The sequence below is a fragment of the Ruminococcus flavefaciens 007c genome (assembly GCF_000571935.1).
Taxonomy (GTDB): domain Bacteria; phylum Bacillota; class Clostridia; order Oscillospirales; family Ruminococcaceae; genus Ruminococcus; species Ruminococcus flavefaciens_F.
Genome location: NZ_ATAX01000026.1, coordinates 83,872 through 103,562 on the forward strand (window position 1 = coordinate 83,872; position 19,691 = coordinate 103,562).

Consider the following 19,691-nt stretch of genomic DNA (forward strand, 5'->3'; position numbering starts at 1 on the left):
TGAAAGCTTTTACATGAATATTCCTACCAGAAACGCCGTGCCCGAAGCTGCCAGAGCTACCACTATCAGCGGCATTTCAAGGAAAGCAAGAACTACCGCCACCGCAGTTCCCGCGACGGCTGTCCAGATATTATGCGTCGTGTAGAATATGGCAGGTATGGTCATGGCACTCAGTACCGCATAAGGGATATAGTACAGGAAGCTCCTGAAAAACCTGGACTTTATCTTTTTGCGGAAGAAGGTGAAGGGTATCATACGAATAAGATAGGTGACTCCCGCCATAACGATGATATATACAGCTAAGCTCATGTCTCTGCCTCCTCATCCCTGACGGGGAATATCAGCGCGGCTGCTGCTGAGGCTGCGATGGCGGAGATGATTATGGCAAAGCCGTCGCTTACCATTGGCAGAGCGTATCTGAATATTACACTCAAGGCTGCTGCCATGATAATTACGAAAAGAACGCTGTGCTGCTTCTTTGCAGGCGGTATTATTATAGCTATGAACATACCGTACAGCACTATCTCCATTGCCTTGCTGACCGCAGCGGGGAGTAGCTCTCCTGCTGCTGCTCCCAGAGCAGTACCCGTGATCCATCCGACAGCGGCAATTAATATCATTCCGTACATATAAGCAGGCGTCAGCGGGTTCTTCTGAGCCGAGCATACTGCGAATATCTCGTCGGTTATGCCGTAGGAAGCCATGAGCCTGTGTGGAGTGGTAAAGCGCTTGTCCAGCTTCTGTGAAAGTGACAGCGCCATGAGGGAATACCTTATATTTATAGTAAGCTGGAGCAGTATCATCTCGATGATCGTACCTGCTGCGGCGATAACGTCTATGCCTGCCTTCTGGCCTGCCGAAGTCAGGTTGGAAGCGGATATGACCGAAGCCTGGAAAACAGACAGTCCTGCCTTGCTGACGGCAAGTATGCCGAAGCCGAAGGAGACTGAAAGGTAACCGAGACATATGGGTATGCCGTGGGACATACCGCGCAAGAAATCGCGTTTCAAATCAATACCTCCGAAGGAGCCCCCCGGTACAGGGGGTTTTTATGTCCAATAACCTTACTATTATATCATATCACGGCATATACAGTCAATAGTCCGGTCTGTAACAAGTATAAAAAGCCCGTACCTGATGTACGGGCGTATCTTATATGAGTTTTTTGAAGCCTGTTTTATCCAGTGCAAGACCTGCGGCGATGTAGAGTGCCGAGCTTGCGGCTATCTGTACCAGATAGGCGGGAGTCTGCGCAAGAGCTGCTGTGAGAGCTGCTGCGGAGAAGCTCTTTGTAATGGCAAAAGCCTCATACATGGAATAGCCTGCTATACATAATACCATTGAAGGTATTATAGCGGCAAGATTTCTCTTGGTGACTATCCTGTCGGACTTATTTGAAAAGAACATTGCCGTAAGAGCTTTTATCACCACGGTGGCGGGTATCCATATGGGGAAACCCGAAAGTCCGTCTGCAAGGGCTCCGCCGATAACAGCTGAAGCTATCGCATATGGCATCGGCAGCAGACTTGCGGAGAGGTATATGAGACCATCGCCTGCGTGGGTGTAGCCTGCTCCCGTGGGAACGTGGATATAAGCGGTAAAAACGAATATAAGCGCAGAAAAAAGGCCGGTCAGTACTATTTTTTTCACTTTTGCCGAATTATTTGTCCTTGTCATAATTATCCTCCTTTAAAATATACCAAACAGATATGTATTGGAAATTTTTATTATTATAGCATTGTTGCGGAAATAATTCAAGAGTTTTTTTCCACAAAAAGCGCGAACCCGAAACATCGAAAAATAGGACAGATAACGTATAGAACAAGTCTATATTCGGTTATACAAAAAGAGCAGCCGAGGCTGCTCTTTACAGTTATCTGTGATGTCCGCTGTGTCCGATGCTTCCGCCGTGGGAGTGGCCTCCGCCGCCTCCGCGGTAGCCTCCACCTCCGCCGCTGGAGGATTGTATCCTGTGCTTGGTAACGTAGGAACGGAGGAAAGTATCGGATTTTTCAATAAATCTTACATCTCTGTCGGAGAGGTATATGCCCGGATTTGTCTTGCTCTTGAACTTATAGTTGTGCTTCGATATAAGGTACATTATAAGGGTTATAAGTCCGCCAATAAGCTCTGCTATGATACATATAAAGAGCTTTGTGGCAGGTGGCTTGCTGGTAGTGACATAGGTCTTACCACCCTTGGAATACACATATACGGGAGTATCTGCCGTGCTGTCGTAGTATGAGCCGCTCATATTGTCGGGATCGTAGTAGGACTCGACCAGCGGGCAGAAATTATTGACTGTATTTATGATATGCTCTGTGGAAACAGGTCCGTATGAAGGAGGAAGGAACTGATCGAGGCTGTAGAATATGGACTGGCATACGTCCTCGGTATAGATAAGGTTTGCACCTGCGCTCTTGGCGATATCGTCATAAGCTGGGCTTTTTCCCGATATATCTATATAGTAGAGCAGGCCGTCGGTATTTTCACCAAAGATCTCATTGTATTTGTTGGCGGTGAAGTCTCTGGTATCGTCATCGGAATAGTTTTTCCTGCTTGAAGACGGCAGATATATGAGGATATTCATATGAGTATTCGCAGAGCACTGCTTTACTCTTTTCACCAGCTCGGAAAGAGCCTGGGGATCGTTGTCGAAGAGGCCGTTTTCGTCGATTATGCCCGATTGCGAGGAGGATTCTCCGTAGGGAACATAGCGGTTGGGCGCAGAGGTGTGGAAGGACATGAAATAATCAAGGAATCCCAGAAGGAATATGCCTACGATAATACCGAAAAATATTTTCAGTCCGTTATTTGACTTTTTCATCAGAACAGCACACCTCCGAAAAGAATTATCAGAGCCGATACCGCAGCGCCTATACAGCCGCATACGGCAGCGAGCCTTCCCTTGGAGAGAGGCGGTGTTCCTGCCAGCTTTCCTGTCTGACCGTTTATAGCGAATTCGTATATCCTGTCCTTATACTTATAGGACATGAACCATACAGGCAGGAGAGTATAGCACCAGTCTGTATTTGTGACGGTATAAGTCTCGCTTGAAGGTATAAGGCTGCTGTATCCGCTTATGGTAGACCTTACAAGAGCGTTGCAGGCCTGACTGGAGCGGACGCGGATACGCGGGAATACAGCGGATTTGTCCACATCGTACTTGTCTGCGAAGAAGCCGCTGAGGTAGGACATGGAGAAGTCCTGGAGCTCGCGGTAGTCATAGGGCTCTATCGACTCCATGAGCAGATCCTCTATTTTGGTCTCGCCGTCTGCGGGGATACCTCTTGTGACCATATTTGCCCTTCTGATGACGCGGTATTCCTTTGTCTCGGTATAGCTGTAATTTCCCGAGGTCCAGTGGCGGGTATTCTTGCCTATGGCGCGGACATCCACGTCGAGATGGCAGTCAGCCAGCCAGAAGGGGACATAGAGTCCCGTGAGCTTTTCTATCTGCTGCTGTGACTTGAAGTCCTTGGGCACGAACCAGCGCTTGCCTACCCATTTTTTGAAGCAGTCAACGGCGTTTTCTCTGGTGAGCTTGAAGCCGATGACCTTGTCGGGCTTGAATTCGCCGCCCATCTTTCCCGCAAGGATAACGGGATTATGGCAGTAATAACAGAATGTAGCGGTCTGCTGGTCGTCAGCCATTATCTCTGCGCCGCAGCTTTTGCAGCGATAGAGGTGGGTGTGATTGGCGAAGTCCTCCTTGAGCTGCACAGCCTCCTGAGGGATGCTGTTTTCCGTGGAAGCGCAGACGCGCTTTATCTCGTCTATTGAAAATGAACTGAGGCAGTATTCGCAGTCCAGTCTTTGTGTGGACGGGCTGAATTTCAGGTCTGCGTTACAGTTCGGACATTTGTATTCTACTGATTCCAAACGATCAACTCCTTTGCGCTGCGCAGTGCCTTGCAAACGTGAGGGCAGTATAGCGCGGCGAATAATTTCCATATCATGTACGGAGGCCGTTCTCCGATAAATATATATTACCATATCGTATGTTTTTTTTCAAGAGAAATGGGAAAAATTTAAAATGAAAAACAGTACACAGGCTAAACTATTTGTGAAGTCTTGACAAAATGAGTAAAATCCAATATAATTGTAATATGCACAATTATTACTACAAACTGTAAAAAGAAAGGGATGACGATATGAGATACAAATTTTCTGAAATAACACCTGAAATATCACATCTTGCTGAAATGTCTCTTGAAGGATACAGGATAGATCCCGAACTGTACACTCAGTATGACGTAAAACGCGGACTCAGAGACATTAACGGAAACGGCGTAGTGGCAGGCCTTACCAATATAAGTACCATCAAAGTGCTGGAAACAGGCGACGGTATGCCAAATCACGGCGACGGGAAGCTTTATTACAGAGGAATTGATGTCGAAGATATCGTTGCAGGTTTCATAAAGGAAAAGCGATTCGGCTTTGAAGAGACCGTATACCTTCTTCTTTTCGGAAAAATGCCTTCCGAACACGAACTGACGAGCTTCAGGAAACTTCTCGCTGATTTTCGCGAGATACCCTCGAATTTCATGAGGGACGTTATAATGAAGGCTCCCACGGACAATATGATGAACACTCTTGCAAAGAGCGTTCTTGCGTTATATTCATACGACGACAAGGCAAACGATATATCCATACCCAACGTACTTCGTCAGAGCGTGGAGCTTATAACCATGTTTCCCGTTCTGTCGGTATACGCTTATCATGCGTACCGTTATGCGAGACTGGGTGGTGATCTGTTCATACACAGTCCCAAGCCGGATCTGTCCATTGCCGAAAATATACTTTATATGCTTCGTGAGGACGGAAGGTATACCGAGCTTGAGGCGCGTATACTTGATCTTGCACTGGTGCTCCATGCAGAGCACGGCGGCGGAAACAACTCAACCTTTACGGTCCATGTAGTATCCTCTTCGGGCACCGACACCTATTCTGCCATAGCGGCCGCTTTAGGTTCACTGAAGGGACCAAAGCACGGCGGCGCCAATATCAAGGTAGCCATGATGTTCGATGATATGAAGCAGAACGTTAAGGACTGGACAGACGAGGAGGAGGTAAAGAACTACCTCCGCAGGCTCCTTCACAAGGAGGCCTTTGACAAGGCAGGCCTCATCTATGGTATGGGACACGCCGTATATTCGCAGTCCGATCCCAGAGCAAAGGTGTTCAAGGGCTTTGTTGAGTCTCTCAGCTCTGAAAAAGGCAGACATGAGGAATTTGCACTGTATTCGCTGGTAGAGCGCCTTGCCCCCGAGGTAATAGCCGAGGAGCGCCGTATATACAAGGGCGTATGTGCCAACGTTGACTTTTACAGCGGTTTCGTATACCGTATGCTGGGCATACCCGACGAGCTTTTCACTCCGCTTTTCGCCACCTCGAGAATATCGGGCTGGTCGGCACACAGGATAGAGGAGCTCATAAACTCCAACAAGATAATCCGTCCCGCATATAAGGCAATATCGCCCATGCGTGAGTATACCGACATGGAGAACAGAATGGACTGATGCTGCCATGAAAAAGAAGATACTGAAAAATGCGCTTATCATGGGAACGCTCTGGCCGCTGGCCATATACCTTGTCTGTGCCTTTCTGGACGTAGCCTTTCAGGAGAGCAAAGCAGCACTGGCAGTAATGGCGGCAGAGGCAGTTGCTCTGTTCCTGCTTCCGATATTCATGTTCAGAGCAGAAAAGAAGTTCTCCGACGGAAAGCCTCCTCTGTGGACGGCTCCCGTATATCTTACCGCCTATGCCCTGATAACGGTACTGCTGTATTTCTTACTGTATATGGGGGATACCTCTGTATTCTTCAGCAGAGACGTATACCTGGGCGGCATAGGATTTGCGTTCATGCTGATGATATTGACAGCAGGCTTTGTCTGGGCGGTGGTGTTCCGTCTGGCAGCGGCGACAGTACGTGCCCTGCGCGGGAAAAAGAACTGATAAAAGTGGATATGCCGCCGGTACTGACGGCTTTTCGATAAAACATAAAAAAGGAATGTGATCAAAATGGCAAACACAGCAGAATTATTTGAATGGAAGGGAACTACCTGCGTAAAGCTCTGCGCAGGAGGCTATGAGGCATGGGTAGCTAACGAGATAGGCTCCAACGTTATCCGTCTCCGCGATAATGTCAACGGTCTGGAGTTCTTCCGCTTCAGCGAGGACAACACAGCCGATACAATAAAGCAGTCCGCAGAGGTATGGGGACTTCCCACACTTTACCTGCCCAACCGCTTTGCAGACGGCATATTGAAGACCTCTGACGCGGTATATCAGCTTCCCGTAAATGAAAAGGCTCCCTATAACAATCACATTCACGGTTTTCTCCATAAAAGAGCCCATGAAGTAGTGGAATACAAGGCAGACGACAACTGCGCATGGGTAAAGACACGCTACGTATATGACGAGAAGGACGAATTCTTCAAGTATCTTCCCGTAAGATTCACGGCAGAGTACACATTCACTCTGTCTGAGCAGGGCATGGAGCAGAATATACGCTTTATAAATACCGACGGCATGAAGGTGCTTCCCATGTCGCTGGCTTCACATACTACAATTAATTCGCCTTTCGTAGACGGCGCAAAGGAAGAGGATATACGTCTTACAGTACCAATAGGCAAGCGCTGCGAGCTCAACGAGCGTTGTCTGCCTACCGAGAATCTCAAAGTTCCCACCATGCACGATCTGGAGTATAAGAACGGTGTAAAGAAGCCTGTATTGCAGGTGGTGGACAACGAGATGTACTTTGCCGAGTATGCCGATCTTGACGGCGAGAAGTTCCACGGCGTCATCGCCGAGGATATCGCCAGCGGCAAGAAGCTCTGCTACGAGGTATCAGAGGAGTACGGCTTCTGGATAATCTGGAACGACCGCGGCTTCAATCACTACTTCTGTCCCGAGCCAATGACGGCTATGATAGATGCACCAAATCTCAGCCTTCCCGCAGATGTTACAGGCTACCGCGAGGTAAAGCCCGGGGACGTATTCGAGACACACGAAAGATTCTTCACAAAGCTCTGATAAGAAAACCGATACTCCGTTTTTTACGGCAGGAGATGAACTATGGATATTAAGAGACCAGCCGCATTGTTATGCTCGGCATTTATGCTATACATTGGGACAGCCTGTTCGCAGCAGGCGGATAAGCAGGAAAGTATCTCATCAGCAGTCAGCGACACATTCAGCTATGTATTCGATTTCAGCGATTTCAAGGAATTTGAACTCAGTTCTTCCGATCTGCACGACGGAGTATGGGATACAGTCATCACAAAGACTGCCAACGGCTCGAATCGCTCTCCTCAGCTCTCATGGGCACCCGTTGAGGGGGCAGGCTGTTATGCCATATTCATGGTGGATACCACCGCAGGCAACTGGCTCCACTGGAAATCCGTGAGTGAAGGCGAAACGGAGCTTCCCGCAGGCTGGGCTCCCGAAAATGAATACAAGGGACCTTATCCGCCAAGCGGTACTCACAACTATGAGGTATATGTGTTTGCTATGAAGCAGGCTCCCGAAAGGATAAAGGGAGGTTTTGACGCTTCAAATGAAAAGATGTACGATTTCATGAAAGAGCTTGACGGCGACGGTGGGAATATCATATCCTACGGCCATATCCTCGGCACCTATACCCACGGAGACTGAGTAATAACGGATTCACAGGGCGGATAATATCCGCCCTTTTTTATGTCCAGGTATGTGACAAATGCATCACAGTACACAGATACAGGATCTGAGATTTGTGCACTGTTACAAAAGTGATAGATTTGTCACTTTTTCTGTTGACAGCAGCTTGCATAGGTGATATAATTGTCACAGAAAGTGATGAATACATCACACAATAAAAAGCGTCAGTGAATGACGGAAAGGAACAATAATGAGTATAAGAAGTTTTTTTATGGCAGACAACAAAGATAAAAAGCACGATATGGAGCTCCACAGCTATCATAAATTTGCAGCCGCAGGCTATCTGATGGCGGCATTCACCTTTCTGGGCATGGCTATGATAAACAAAAAGAATTTTGTGCCTCTTTTGGTGTTTTTAATTGCAGCCGCTGTTATCGAGGTAATACTTATGGTCAGGTTTTTCGGCAGGATAAAGGGAAGTTCGATACAGCAGGCGGACGAGCTTGCACATCAGATACTGTATAAGGCAGGCAGAATGGCGGCAGGCGCACTTATTGTCATCGGCGGTGTGATAGAGTTGGTATTTGCCTGTACTAATGGAAGCTTCATCATTGACAGCTCGAATGCAGCAGTCCTGTTCTTCGGAGTATGCCTGCTGGCAGCAGGTCTGAGGAGCCTTTTCTTCGTGCTGCTTGACCGCACCGATGCTGGGGAGGAAGAATAATGGAAAAGACAAAGAAAAAGTTTTCATACAGCAATTTTCATACGCTGATATTCGTCACAGCCTCTGTACCTGTAATAATATATGTGTTCCGCGCAATACAGGGCAAGGCATACGGCGACAAGCTTTCAATTCTCATAGGCATGGCGATATTTGCTGTGCTGCAGCTTTTCTTTCAGGCACGCTTCTTCAGACTGGAGAAAAAGGACGAAATGGTGCAGTACAATCTTGCAAAAGCCAACAGAATAACCCTGTTTATCGTGCTGACTGTGCTTTTCGGAGCAGTTTTTGTAAACGACTATCTGTTCAAAGGTCTCATATGTTCTGACTTCTGCTGGATAACGGTCATGGGAGCAATAGCACTGAGGAGCCTGCTGTTCATGTTATTTGATGCTCCGACCGCCAAGGATACGGAGGAAGAATAATGCCCGAGCTGAAAACAAAACTGAAAGAATACCGCGCAAAGCATGATATGAAGCAGGGGGAGCTGGCTGAGCTGGTGGGAGTCCGCCGCGAGACCATAATACGCCTTGAAAAGGGACTTTATAATCCTTCGCTGAAGCTTGCAATGGATATAGCGGCAGTGTTCCACACCACAGTTGAGGAACTTTTCTCATTTGAGGAATGAGCGTAAGGCAAAGTGCACAAAAAATGGTCAGAAAAAAATACACCGCAATTTTGGGATAATCTATTGTATTATAATCAAATATGTGATATAATAATACAAATGTGGGTTTTTCCCCGCTTTGTCACCAAAAATAAAGGAGTATAATTATGAAGTTCGGATTTTTTGACGACGCTAAAAAGGAATATGTTATCAATTCCCCGAAAACTCCCTATCCGTGGATAAACTACCTCGGTAATCAGGGCTTTTTCTCACTTATTTCCAATACGGCAGGCGGCTACTGTTTCTACAAGGACGCTCGCCTCAGACGTATCACACGTTACCGCTATAACAACGTGCCTATCGATATGGGCGGACGTTATTTCTATATCAACGACAACGGTACTGTCTGGAATCCCGGCTGGTCACCTGTAAAGACAGAGCTCGACGAGTACGAGTGCCGTCACGGTATGGGCTATACCGTTATCACAGGTAAGAAGAACGGCCTCAAGGCTGAGGTAACATTCTTTGTTCCTCAGAACTACGACGGCGAAGTACAGCAGGTAGTTCTTACAAACGACAGCAAGGAAGCAAAGAGCTTCTCTATCTTCTCTATTGCTGAATGGTGTCTCTGGGACGCTCAGGACGACTGCACAAATTTCCAGAGAAACTTCTCCACAGGCCGTGTTGAGATCGAAGACTCTACTATCTACCACGTAACAGAGTACAGAGACAGACGTAATCACTACGCTTTCTATACAGTAAACGATACTATCGACGGCTACGATACAGACCGTGATTCCTTCCTCGGAAGCATCTATAACGGCTGGGACAACCCTGCAACAGTTAAGGCTGACAAGCCCTCTAACTCATTTGCAGACGGCTGGTCACCTGTTGCTTCACACTACAAGAAGGTAACACTGGCTCCCGGCGAGTCCAAGACACTTATCTATATCCTCGGCTATGCTGAGAATCCTCAGGACAAGAAGTTCGCTGCTGAAAAGCCTGCAAACCTCCTTACAAGAGAGACATGGGTGCTCAACAAGGAGAAGGCTTATGCAATGATCGAGAAGTACAACACTCCCGAGAAGGTAGCAGCAGGTCTTGCAGAGCTCCGCGAAACATGGGAGAATCTCCTTTCGATATTCAATGTCAATACACCTGATGACAAGGTAAACCGTATGGTAAATATCTGGAACCAGTATCAGTGTATGGTAACATTCAACCTTTCACGTTCCGCTTCATATTTCGAGAGCGGTATCGGCCGTGGTATGGGCTTCAGAGATTCCAACCAGGATATCCTCGGCTTCGTACACCAGATCCCCGAGCGTGCAAGAGAGAGACTGATCGACATCGCCTCCACACAGCTTTCTGACGGCGGCTGCTATCACCAGTACCAGCCTCTTACAAAGAAGGGCAACGCAGACATCGGCGGCGACTTCTCGGACGATCCGCTCTGGATGATCCTTTCTGTTGCAGCTTATATCAAGGAGACAGGCGACTGGGGCATTCTTGACGCTAACGTTCCTTTCGATGATGATCCGAACGGTAAGCACACAATGCTCGAGCACCTCAACGTTTCCTTCTATCATATCGTAAACAACCTCGGACCTCACGGTCTCCCCCTTGCAATGAGAGCTGACTGGAACGACTGTATCAACCTTTCATGCTTCTCAGACACACCCGGTGAGTCCTTCCAGACATACACCAACCCCAAGTTCAAGGCAGAGGGCGGCTACTCCAAGATAGCTGAGTCTGCATTCGTTGCAGCACTCTTCACATACACAGGTCCTGCATATGTAGGTATCTTACAGCACCTTGGCAAGGCTGACGAAGCTGCTAAGGCTCAGGCTGAGATCGACAAGATGAAGAAGAACGTTATGGAATCCGCATTCGACGGAGACTGGTTCATCAGAGCTTACGACGCTAACGGCGAGAAGATGGGCTCCAAGGAGTGCGAGGAAGGCAAGATCTTCATCGAGCCCCAGGGCTTCGCAGTTATGTCCGAGATCGGTAAGGATCAGGGCGCAGACATCAAGACACTGAACTCCATCGACAAGTACCTCAACTGTGAGTTCGGTCTTGTTCTCAATAACCCCGCATTCACAAAGTACTATATCCAGTACGGTGAGATCTCCACATATCCCGGCGGATACAAGGAGAATGCAGGTATCTTCACACACAACAATGCATGGATCATCTGTGCTGAGGCTTACGCAGGCCGCGGCGACAAGGCATTTGAGTACTACAGCAAGATAGCTCCCGCATTCACTGAGGAGACATCTGATATACACAAGACAGAGCCTTATGTATACGGCCAGATGATCGGCGGTAAGGACGCAAAGAACTTCGGTCAGGGCAAGAACTCATGGCTCACAGGTACAGCTGCATGGAATATGGTAGCTATTTCCCAGTACATTCTGGGTGTACAGCCTGTATTTGACGGCCTGAAGGTTGATCCTTCCATTCCTCACGAGTGGGACGGCTTCACAGCAGTTCGTAAGTTCAGAGGCGCGACCTTCAACATTACAGTCAAGAATCCCGAGCACGTATGCAAGGGCGTAAAGACTATGACAGTTGACGGCAAGGCAGTAGAGGGATGCGTTATCCCTGTATGCGAGGGCGGTATACACGAAGTTGAGATCGTAATGGGCTGAGCTTTATAAAAGAAGAAGGCGGACTTTAAACAAGTCCGCCTTTATTGTATTAATTATCAAAGGGGTGAAGAGTAATGGTAACGATAGCAGTATTTGTGCTGATAGGGGGATATCTGCTTTTTAATGCTTTCAGCTGCTTTTCAAAGTATAAGAGATATGCGGGAATGAACCGGATATGCGAAGCCACCATAACTGAGCTGAAGATATTCGGCGAAGGGCGCATGGGTGCAGCTGTTATACCGAAAGCATTATACACTTATAACAATATGGCATATTCAGGCACGCATTATCTGACCATACCTGCCTTTGATCTGAATATCAAGGAAGGCAGTGTGCTGAAGGTGCTTATTGATCCGTCAAGGCCGGAGATATTCATTCTTCCCTCACTGGATATAGACAGATACAAGCGTAACAGCAGGAATCTGGCATTGAGCTCTCTGGTCACGGGTATAATACTGATAGTAGTAGCCGTGCTTTTGTATAAAAACAGATAATAAGCATCAAGGGACTGCCGAGGCAGTCCCGTTTTTAATCTCGAAGAGGATTTCCATCAGCATCAACATTGATGCTGCCTGTAAGGATAAGTATTCCTTCGATCAATCCCCATATACCACTTACAACTGCAAGGAATCCGCAGCTTAGCACGGATATGAGCAGCTGGGCTACGGCCCTTCCTGTATAGCCAAGGTAGAAATTATGTACACCGAGGCCTCCTAAGAATATACCAAACAGACCTGCCGCAACCTTTGATTTGGCAGAAACCATATTGGGGTAATTTGTATTATAATTATAGTTGTAATTCTGATAATAATTTTGATTATTATCTTGACCGTAGCTCTGATTATTATCTCGTGAAAAGCGCAGATCATTGCCGCATTCATCACAGAAATTAGTACCGTCAGATAATTCTTTTCCACAGCGGTTGCATATCATAAAAAAGCCTCCTGTCAAGATTATTTATCTTATTATAACACATATATATTCTGTAGTCAACATATGAGTTTGCTGTTTACAAAAATCCTGAATATCATGGAGGACGGCATATTTACGCCCCGAATCCTCGCACAATAAATCCGTCTTTAATATTTTTATAAAAAACCGGAAAAAGCTGTCTGAAATGTCTTTCTGCCATCGTATATACTAATAGAACGGCACGAAAGCCGAAAATAAGATAAAGGAGAAAACAGAAATGAAAACGACAGCTCTTATAGTAGCACTTTCAGCAACGCTTTGTGCATCGGCAGCCTGCGGCAGAAAACTCATGACAGAACAGACCGCAAAGCCCGCAGCAAGCGCTGCAAACATCACCTACGGAACAGTTCTGACCACAGAGAGCATAGAGACAACATCTGCGGCCATTACAACAACAAAACAGAAAGCATCAGCAGAGACAGTAAAAACAGAGAAGCTGTCGGATACTTCATATCAGACATCAGCTTCAAAGGTAAAGGCTGCAGCGAATACAGCTCCCGCAGAAAAAGCGGCGGTAAATACCACAGCAGCAAAGCCTGCCGAGGTCAGGATCACAACAGCAAAGGCAGAGACACCTGCGCCCGCTTCCACATCTGCAAACGGCGAAAATACCGACGCAGCATCAGGCACAGCCTTCAGACAGGGCACAGTCAGCGGCAATGTTTATACCTCCGAATATGCAGGCTTTAGGTTTACAGCTCCCGAGGGAACGCAGTTCCTTGACAGGGACGGTCTGTACACCGATTATATGATGCCCTGCCGATTCAAGACTCCCGAGGAGAAGAAGTACTACCTTACAGGCATTTATGATGCCTCAGTGACCTATGACAACGCCGAGGGCTCTGTACGGGTATGGTTCTATAATACAAAGCTCAGATACCCCGATGCTCCGAATATGTCGGCAGAAGGCTTTGTACAGAGCTATTTTGAAGAGAATACCGACGGCGGCATCACAGATATATGCGGTCCCGAGGCAGTCACCCTGGGCGGACAGGAGTATCTCAGGGTAACAAGGAAGTGCTTCTCAGTGCCCTCAGCTGTTTACGTAAGAAGGATAGACAGTGATTTTATCGTTATGATAGAGGCTTGCGGAACAGCTGCCGATGATTTTGAAGCAAGGTTCACAGCTATCGGCTGACCCCCTAAAGTCATATAAAAGACTGCTTTTGCAGTCTTTTATATGTTTGAAAATACTTTTTGATTCATATATATATAAACAGAACGGAAGAAAGATATATAAAGGAGTATAGAAAACATGAAAAAAGCAATTATCGCCATAGCGCTTGGAGCTTCGGTGTGCTCGCTGGCAGCCTGCGGAAAGACAGTTGATACAGATAATATCAGAACTGAGGAAACTACGAAGACGGTCGTTACTGAGACCACAGAGGAAAATGGCACAGACGGCGCTGTTACCACAACAAAGAAAGCAGCCGGGAAAGACAAGACCACTTCGGCAGTCGCTGATGATAAGGCTCCCGCTCCCGAGTCGGCAGTATATATTGAGACCGATGCTTCATTACAGGCAGATATGTCTGCTTACACTGATGAAACAGCTCAGAGTGATCCCGAGACTGAGGTAGATCCCGTTACAGGCACAGCCTTCAAGGCTTCAAGGATCGAGAACGATGTGTACACATCGCCCTATGCAGGCATAAGCTTCAGACCATACGGCAGCCTTAAGTTCAAGTCATTTGACGATATCCACACACAGAGGGGACAGGCATTGAGAATGATGGCGGCCGAGGACAGATGGCAGGCAATGTGCTTCATTGATGACGGAGAGCTCATAAACACAGATACTGCCACCTGTGTAAGCTTCCAGTTCTGCAATACGAAGCTTCGTTTTGCCGAAATGGGCGATATGTCGGAGAGCAGTTACATAAACAGCTACGTTATGGCGTATGCCGATTTGCTTGGCCAGACCTTTTCCACCCCTGAGAGTGTGACCTTAGGCGGCACCATCTTCCAGAAGGTAAGGGTATACGGCGAGGATAAGAATACTCCCATCCATGTTATATATGTACGCAAGATAGACAGTGATTTCATACTTGAGATCTCGGCGTCACTTTCCGCCATAGGCGATGAGGCGACATTCGAGAGCCATATTGAAACAGCCTGACCGATAATCCTTATATAAAATACAAAGAGGACTGCATATGCAGTCCTCTTTGTATTTTATCCACAAGAACATATGTTCAAAATTGTGCATTCCTACAAAGTGAAAATAATATTTTTTGAAATTCAATGGTTTTCCGTTGAAATTTCCCTCATTTCAGCCCACTTATGAACGGTGATCACGTTCAGACTGAAAGGAGGGATTCTTTTTTTGAAAAGATATCCAAGATCAAAGCTCAATTCCTTTTGCTGCAGCTATATTATATCAGGCAGCGTGGAGGAGGCTGCCGTAAGAGCAGGTTTTCCTCGCGAGACCGCCCTTGCCGGAGGGATAGAGCTTCTGAAGAATGAGGAATGCCGCAGCCTTATAGCGGAGCTCAGGGAGCTTCTGTCAGACAGCGGCAGCGTAGCCGCAGGATTGAAGCGGCTGGCGTTCGGCAGCTGTACAGATGCGGTATATCTGGTATTTGCAGACGAGCTTCCGCCTGCGGAGGTGATAGAGGGATTGGATCTCTTCAATGTCTCCGAGATAAAACGAATAAAGGGCGGAGGCGTTGAAATAAAGCTTTTTGACAGGCTGAAGGCGCTGGAGAAGCTCTTTGAGCTGGAAAACGCATACGCAGGCCGCGATAAAGCGGAAAGCCTCATAAAAGCACTGGGAGCTGACGGGGAGAGTGAGAGCCTTGACGATAACTGAGTTCTCACCAAAGCAGCTTCTGGCCATGAAATGGTGGAATATGCAGAGCTACGGCGACCGTGACGCTATAATATGCGACGGAGCGGTACGAAGCGGAAAGACACTGGCTATGTCGCTGGGATTTATATTCTGGGCGGGAAAATGCTTCAGGGGAGGAGCCTTTGCCATGTGCGGCAAAACCATAACCTCCCTGCGCAGGAACGTGATAACGCCGATGCTGCCCGTTCTGAGGGAATACGGCTTTATCATCGAAGAGAAGGTCAGCAGGAACTATTTTGATATGACATTTCTCGGCAGCACCAACAGGGTATACCTTTTCGGCGGCAGGGACGAGAGCTCTGCGGCGCTCATACAGGGTATGACCTTATCGGGTGTGATGTTCGACGAGGTGGCGCTTATGCCCCGTTCCTTCGTGGAGCAGGCTCTGGCGCGATGCTCGGTAAAGGGCTCGAAAATGTGGTTCAACTGCAACCCCGACAATCCTTCCCATTGGTTTTACAATGAATGGATAAAGAAGCTGAAGCAGAAAAACGCACTGTATCTTCATTTCAGCATGGAGGACAATCCCTCGCTCTCACGGGAGGTCAGGGAGCGCTATGAGCGTATGTATTCAGGCACCTTTTATGACCGCTTCATACTGGGAAAATGGACAGCCTCACAGGGTGCTGTATATCCCATGTTCAACGAAAAGGAACACGTATACAGCGGCGATGTTCAGTGCGAGCGCTTTGTCATCTCCTGTGACTACGGCACGGTAAATCCTTCGTCCTTCGGGCTATGGGGATACAGCGGCGGAGTCTGGTACAGGCTCTGCGAGTACTACTATGATTCACGGAGGGAGGGCGTTTCACGCACGGACGAGGAGCACTATGAGGCTCTTGAAAGGCTTGCAGGCGGCAGGAGGATAGAAAAGGTCATAGCTGATCCTTCGGCGGCAAGCTTTATCGAATGTATAAGACGTCACGGGAAATTCCGCGTAGTCAGGGCGGATAACGATGTAATATCGGGAATCCGCAGGGTGAGCACTGCTCTGAAGCAGGGCAGGCTCCGTTTCCACGAATCGTGCAGGGATATAATACGCGAGTTTTCCATGTATGTGTGGAATGAAAGGTCGGGAGGAGATGCTCCCGTAAAGGAAAACGATCACGCAATGGACGATATGCGCTATTTTGTGGCGGATATGGTCTGTTCCGGAGACGCCGGCGGAGTAATAGCCCTGTCGGTGTCAAGGTAAAGAACGACGATCACCGTTCGGAAAAAATGAAAAGGAGGATATATGAAGCTTTTTCAGAAAAAGAAACCGCGGAAAGCTGTTTCGGAGCTCATAGGCGCACAGCGTGAATGTGACATGAGCTTCGGACTGCCCCCTTCGGTAGCGCCTTGTGAGAAGGCACTTTACGACAGGCTCCGCAGCGCAGTACCCATCATAGATGCCGCCATAATGAAGATAATAAGACTTACAGGCGGCTTTAAGGTAAGGTGCTCCGACGAGAGCCTTCAGCAGGAGCTGGACAGCTTTCTGGAAAATGTCCCCGTAGGACTTACGGGGCGGTCTGTAGGCTGTTTTGCGGATAACTTCCTGGACAGCCTTCTCACCTACGGCAGTGCTGTGGGTGAGATAGCCGCCGACAGCAGTCAGCAGCGTATAGCGGGACTGTGGAACGGCGATATATCAAGGGTGCGCGTTGTCAGCGGAGCTGATCCCTTCAGCAGGAGCTATACGGTAACGGCTCCCGACGGCAGCAGCCGCAGGATAGCGCATCCCGAGCGTATAGTCTACGCAGAGCTCACGGGAGGAAACTCCCTGCTGCGGGGGCTTCCGTCACTCAGCGGGATACTGATGAGGATATACGAGTGCATCGGTCAGAACTACGACCGTGCGGGAAATGTCCGCTATGCAGTGACGTACAGACCTTCGGGAGAAGCAGGGGATATGATGTATTCCCGTGAGAGAGCACAGCAGATAGCCCGTGAATGGGCAGACGGCATGAACTCGGCAAAATACGGACAGGTAAAGGACTTTGTAGCGGTGGGAGACGTTGATATAAAGGTCATCGGAGCCGAAAACAAGCTTTTTGATACCAATGTGCCCGTAAGGCAGATACTTGAGCAGCTCATCGCAAAGCTTTCCATACCGCCCTTTTTGCTGGGACTTTCATGGAGCTCAACAGAGAGAATGTCCTCTCAGCAGGCGGATATACTCACTTCTGAGCTTGAGTATTACCGCAGACTTCTCACGCCTGTGATATGCGACGTGGGAAACGCCTATATTGCTTCCGTAGGATCGGAGGCTTCCTGCTCGGTAGAGTGGGACAACATTAATTTACAGGATGAAACAGCCCTTGCAGAGGCAAGGCTCAAAAACGCACAGGCGAGGGAAATAGAGCTTCGCCTTGAAAAAAATGAATAATACGGAGGTACATATTATGTATAACGAGATAAGACTTGAAAAGAACCTTTATAATCTCAGCGGAAAATCATTCACAGCAGCCCTCGAGGAGCTTGATCCCTCCTCGGCATATTCGGGAACTCCCCTTGAAAGGCTCGATGCCTTTGAGAGGCAGCTGAAGCGCTTCAATATCAGGATAAACGGTCAGGAATGCGACTGCGTGGAGAAGTTCTTCTCCACTACGGAAACAGCGGTGCTCTTCCCCGAATTCGTCACACGCTGCATCAGAAAGGGCTTTGACGAGACTGTCCTCAGATCGGTATGCGCGGCAAAGACAGTATGCTCCGGCAGTCAGTATCTTGGCTGCGTCCTTGATGATTCGGCAGCCTATGCTGCCACAGATGAGGCGGAAGAGCTTCCCGAAGCTACTGTAAGGGAGGGCACGACTGCTACCGTCCTCGAAAAGTTCGGCAGACTCATCAGCGCTTCCTATGAGGCTGTAAGAAAGCAGAGACTTGACGTATTCAGCGTAATGCTCAGGAGCGTGGGCGTAAGACTTGCAGTGTCAGTGGTAAAGAAGGCTGTTGAAGTCCTTGCTGATGGTATCGAGCCCATAACCGCCGCAGCTCTTACCTATGACGAGCTTGCTGAGCTCTACGGACAGTTTGACTGCTTTGACATGACAACGGTGATAGCTTCACCTGCCCTTGCTTCCAAGATAGCTGCCATGGAGCAGCTGAAGGACTGCGCGGCAACTCCCGACGGCAGGCTCATACTGCCCTTCGGTGCAGAGCTTGTCAAGACCTCCGCAGCCGATGAGGACACTATCATTGGCATAGACCGTGATTTTGCACTGGAATTCATCACCAGCACAGATCTTGTAATGGAGACGGACAAGCTCATAGACCGTCAGCTGGATCAGATGACCGTATCCATTACCTGCGGCTTCAGAAGGATAACCTCCGACGCCGTCAAGGTTCTGACAATTACGGCGGAAAACGCCTAAAATCCTGTAGGGGCGGCGGAACAACGCCCCTGCAAATAATCCGAAAGGAGAAATCATGGATAAAATAACTCTTGATAAGATAAACAGGTTCACGCGAAGAAAACTCACCGGGGACGAGGTATACGTCTTTTCGGTGATACTCTGTGATAACGACATCGACCGCGACTGCGAACGCTTTTCCGACAAAGCCCTTGAGGCTCTCAAGGACAGCTTCGTGGGCAAAACCGGCATATTCGACCACAATGCCGCCGCTGTGAACCAGAATGCACGTATATTCGATACCGAGCTGGTCACGGACAGCTCACGCACCACAAAATACGGAGCTCCCTATAAGTACCTGAAGGCTATGGCATATATGGTCCGCACAGAGGATAACAGGAACCTCATCGCCGAGATAGACGGCGGCATAAAAAAGGAGGTCAGCATATCCTGCTCGGCGGCAAAGCGTATCTGTTCGGTCTGCGGAGCTGATAAGAACACCCTTTCCTGCGCCCACATAAAGGGCAGGAAGTACGGCGGTCAGCTCTGCCACAACGTCCTCGACGATATCACGGACACCTATGAATGGAGCTTTGTGGCAGTTCCCGCGCAGGTCAACGCGGGAGTTACAAAGAGATACAGCGAGGGGGATATCTCAAAGCCGCGGGATGCGGATACAGAAGCAGCAGATGAGGAGCTGCGCCGCGATATACGCAGACTTGCCTATTTTGCAGGAGGCAGGGCTGCTGCTGATATAGCCTCATTGTCCGCACAGACTCTCGGTACTCAGCAGCTCATTGCTCTCCGCAAGTCCTTTGAGGCTCAGTGCGGAAAGGGCAGGACAGAGGTGCAGCTTGCTCCCGCGGAGGAAAAAGCAGAGGCCGCCGATGTCTTTTCCATGAGATAGGAG

Annotated in this window: 22 protein-coding genes; 16 read left to right on the forward strand and 6 right to left on the reverse strand. The window is 48.4% G+C overall.

Annotated elements, in window-relative coordinates:
* Positions 1-9: 9 nt before the first annotated feature.
* The 5 genes from RF007C_RS10215 to RF007C_RS10235 all read right to left on the reverse strand — a co-directional run bounded on the left by RF007C_RS10215 (position 10) and on the right by RF007C_RS10235 (position 3,882).
* Positions 10-309 (reverse strand): AzlD domain-containing protein, encoded by a 300-nt coding sequence (locus RF007C_RS10215; RefSeq protein ID WP_026052992.1) that lies wholly within the window; start codon positions 307-309, stop codon positions 10-12.
* Complete coding sequence (locus RF007C_RS10220; protein ID WP_037299578.1) at positions 306-1,010, reverse strand: AzlC family ABC transporter permease; 705 nt, start codon at positions 1,008-1,010, stop codon at positions 306-308. The genes RF007C_RS10215 and RF007C_RS10220 overlap by 4 nt, the downstream gene beginning before the upstream one ends.
* A 142-nt stretch (positions 1,011-1,152) precedes the next feature.
* On the reverse strand, positions 1,153-1,677 hold the full coding sequence (locus RF007C_RS10225; protein ID WP_019680249.1) for a TIGR04002 family protein: 525 nt from the start codon (positions 1,675-1,677) through the stop codon (positions 1,153-1,155).
* Between the two features lie 196 nt (positions 1,678-1,873).
* Positions 1,874-2,827, reverse strand: a complete 954-nt coding sequence (locus tag RF007C_RS10230; RefSeq protein WP_037299581.1) for a hypothetical protein — start codon at positions 2,825-2,827, stop codon at positions 1,874-1,876.
* A complete protein-coding gene (locus RF007C_RS10235; RefSeq protein ID WP_019680251.1) occupies positions 2,827-3,882 on the reverse strand; it encodes a hypothetical protein in 1,056 nt (351 codons plus the stop codon). The genes RF007C_RS10230 and RF007C_RS10235 overlap by 1 nt, the downstream gene beginning before the upstream one ends.
* A 272-nt stretch (positions 3,883-4,154) precedes the next feature.
* On the opposite strand from RF007C_RS10235, the gene RF007C_RS10240 reads away from it, so the two are divergent.
* The 9 genes from RF007C_RS10240 (at position 4,155) to RF007C_RS10280 (ending at position 12,117) form a co-directional block, all read left to right on the forward strand.
* Positions 4,155-5,522: a citrate/2-methylcitrate synthase gene (locus tag RF007C_RS10240; protein ID WP_037299584.1), complete on the forward strand. Its 1,368-nt coding sequence runs from the start codon at positions 4,155-4,157 to the stop codon at positions 5,520-5,522.
* Positions 5,523-5,529: 7 nt separating this feature from the next.
* Positions 5,530-5,958: a hypothetical protein gene (locus tag RF007C_RS10245; protein WP_019680253.1), complete on the forward strand. Its 429-nt coding sequence runs from the start codon at positions 5,530-5,532 to the stop codon at positions 5,956-5,958.
* A gap of 66 nt (positions 5,959-6,024) precedes the next feature.
* Entirely contained in the window at positions 6,025-7,038 is a 1,014-nt protein-coding gene (locus tag RF007C_RS10250; RefSeq protein ID WP_037299587.1) for an aldose 1-epimerase, read from the forward strand.
* A 42-nt stretch (positions 7,039-7,080) separates the two neighbouring features.
* Complete coding sequence (locus RF007C_RS10255) at positions 7,081-7,659, forward strand: hypothetical protein (protein WP_051456623.1); 579 nt, start codon at positions 7,081-7,083, stop codon at positions 7,657-7,659.
* A gap of 253 nt (positions 7,660-7,912) precedes the next feature.
* Complete coding sequence (locus RF007C_RS10260) at positions 7,913-8,365, forward strand: hypothetical protein (RefSeq protein WP_242836298.1); 453 nt, start codon at positions 7,913-7,915, stop codon at positions 8,363-8,365.
* Positions 8,365-8,787 (forward strand): hypothetical protein, encoded by a 423-nt coding sequence (locus RF007C_RS10265; protein ID WP_037299593.1) that lies wholly within the window; start codon positions 8,365-8,367, stop codon positions 8,785-8,787. Before RF007C_RS10260 ends, RF007C_RS10265 begins: the two co-directional genes overlap by 1 nt.
* The gene (locus RF007C_RS10270) at positions 8,787-8,990 is read left to right on the forward strand and encodes a helix-turn-helix transcriptional regulator (protein ID WP_019680258.1); all 204 of its coding nucleotides are present in this window, start codon (positions 8,787-8,789) and stop codon (positions 8,988-8,990) included. The genes RF007C_RS10265 and RF007C_RS10270 overlap by 1 nt, the downstream gene beginning before the upstream one ends.
* 146 nt (positions 8,991-9,136) lie before the next feature.
* Complete coding sequence (locus RF007C_RS10275) at positions 9,137-11,623, forward strand: GH36-type glycosyl hydrolase domain-containing protein (RefSeq protein WP_037299595.1); 2,487 nt, start codon at positions 9,137-9,139, stop codon at positions 11,621-11,623.
* A 74-nt stretch (positions 11,624-11,697) separates the two neighbouring features.
* Positions 11,698-12,117, forward strand: a complete 420-nt coding sequence (locus RF007C_RS10280) for a hypothetical protein (protein WP_037299598.1) — start codon at positions 11,698-11,700, stop codon at positions 12,115-12,117.
* 34 nt (positions 12,118-12,151) lie between these two features.
* On the opposite strand, the gene RF007C_RS16995 is transcribed toward RF007C_RS10280, so the two are convergent.
* Positions 12,152-12,556: a zinc-ribbon domain and TM2 domain-containing protein gene (locus RF007C_RS16995; protein WP_019680262.1), complete on the reverse strand. Its 405-nt coding sequence runs from the start codon at positions 12,554-12,556 to the stop codon at positions 12,152-12,154.
* Positions 12,557-12,812: 256 nt separating this feature from the next.
* Between RF007C_RS16995 and RF007C_RS10290 the strand changes: the two genes are divergently transcribed.
* The 7 genes from RF007C_RS10290 (at position 12,813) to RF007C_RS10320 (ending at position 19,688) form a co-directional block, all read left to right on the forward strand.
* On the forward strand, positions 12,813-13,733 hold the full coding sequence (locus tag RF007C_RS10290; protein ID WP_037299601.1) for a hypothetical protein: 921 nt from the start codon (positions 12,813-12,815) through the stop codon (positions 13,731-13,733).
* Between the two features lie 117 nt (positions 13,734-13,850).
* The gene (locus tag RF007C_RS10295) at positions 13,851-14,714 is read left to right on the forward strand and encodes a hypothetical protein (RefSeq protein WP_037299603.1); all 864 of its coding nucleotides are present in this window, start codon (positions 13,851-13,853) and stop codon (positions 14,712-14,714) included.
* A 207-nt stretch (positions 14,715-14,921) separates the two neighbouring features.
* Positions 14,922-15,407, forward strand: coding sequence for a terminase small subunit (locus tag RF007C_RS10300; protein WP_019680266.1), 486 nt, complete (start codon positions 14,922-14,924; stop codon positions 15,405-15,407).
* Positions 15,394-16,641, forward strand: coding sequence for a PBSX family phage terminase large subunit (locus RF007C_RS10305; protein ID WP_037299606.1), 1,248 nt, complete (start codon positions 15,394-15,396; stop codon positions 16,639-16,641). The genes RF007C_RS10300 and RF007C_RS10305 overlap by 14 nt, the downstream gene beginning before the upstream one ends.
* Before the next feature lie 42 nt (positions 16,642-16,683).
* Entirely contained in the window at positions 16,684-17,817 is a 1,134-nt protein-coding gene (locus tag RF007C_RS10310) for a hypothetical protein (RefSeq protein WP_037299608.1), read from the forward strand.
* Positions 17,818-17,833: 16 nt separating this feature from the next.
* A complete protein-coding gene (locus RF007C_RS10315; protein WP_037299610.1) occupies positions 17,834-18,802 on the forward strand; it encodes a hypothetical protein in 969 nt (322 codons plus the stop codon).
* Between the two features lie 55 nt (positions 18,803-18,857).
* Positions 18,858-19,688 carry a hypothetical protein gene (locus RF007C_RS10320; RefSeq protein ID WP_037299612.1) on the forward strand — a complete coding sequence of 277 codons (831 nt, stop codon included), beginning with the start codon at positions 18,858-18,860 and terminating at the stop codon, positions 19,686-19,688.
* Positions 19,689-19,691 lie beyond the last annotated feature (3 nt).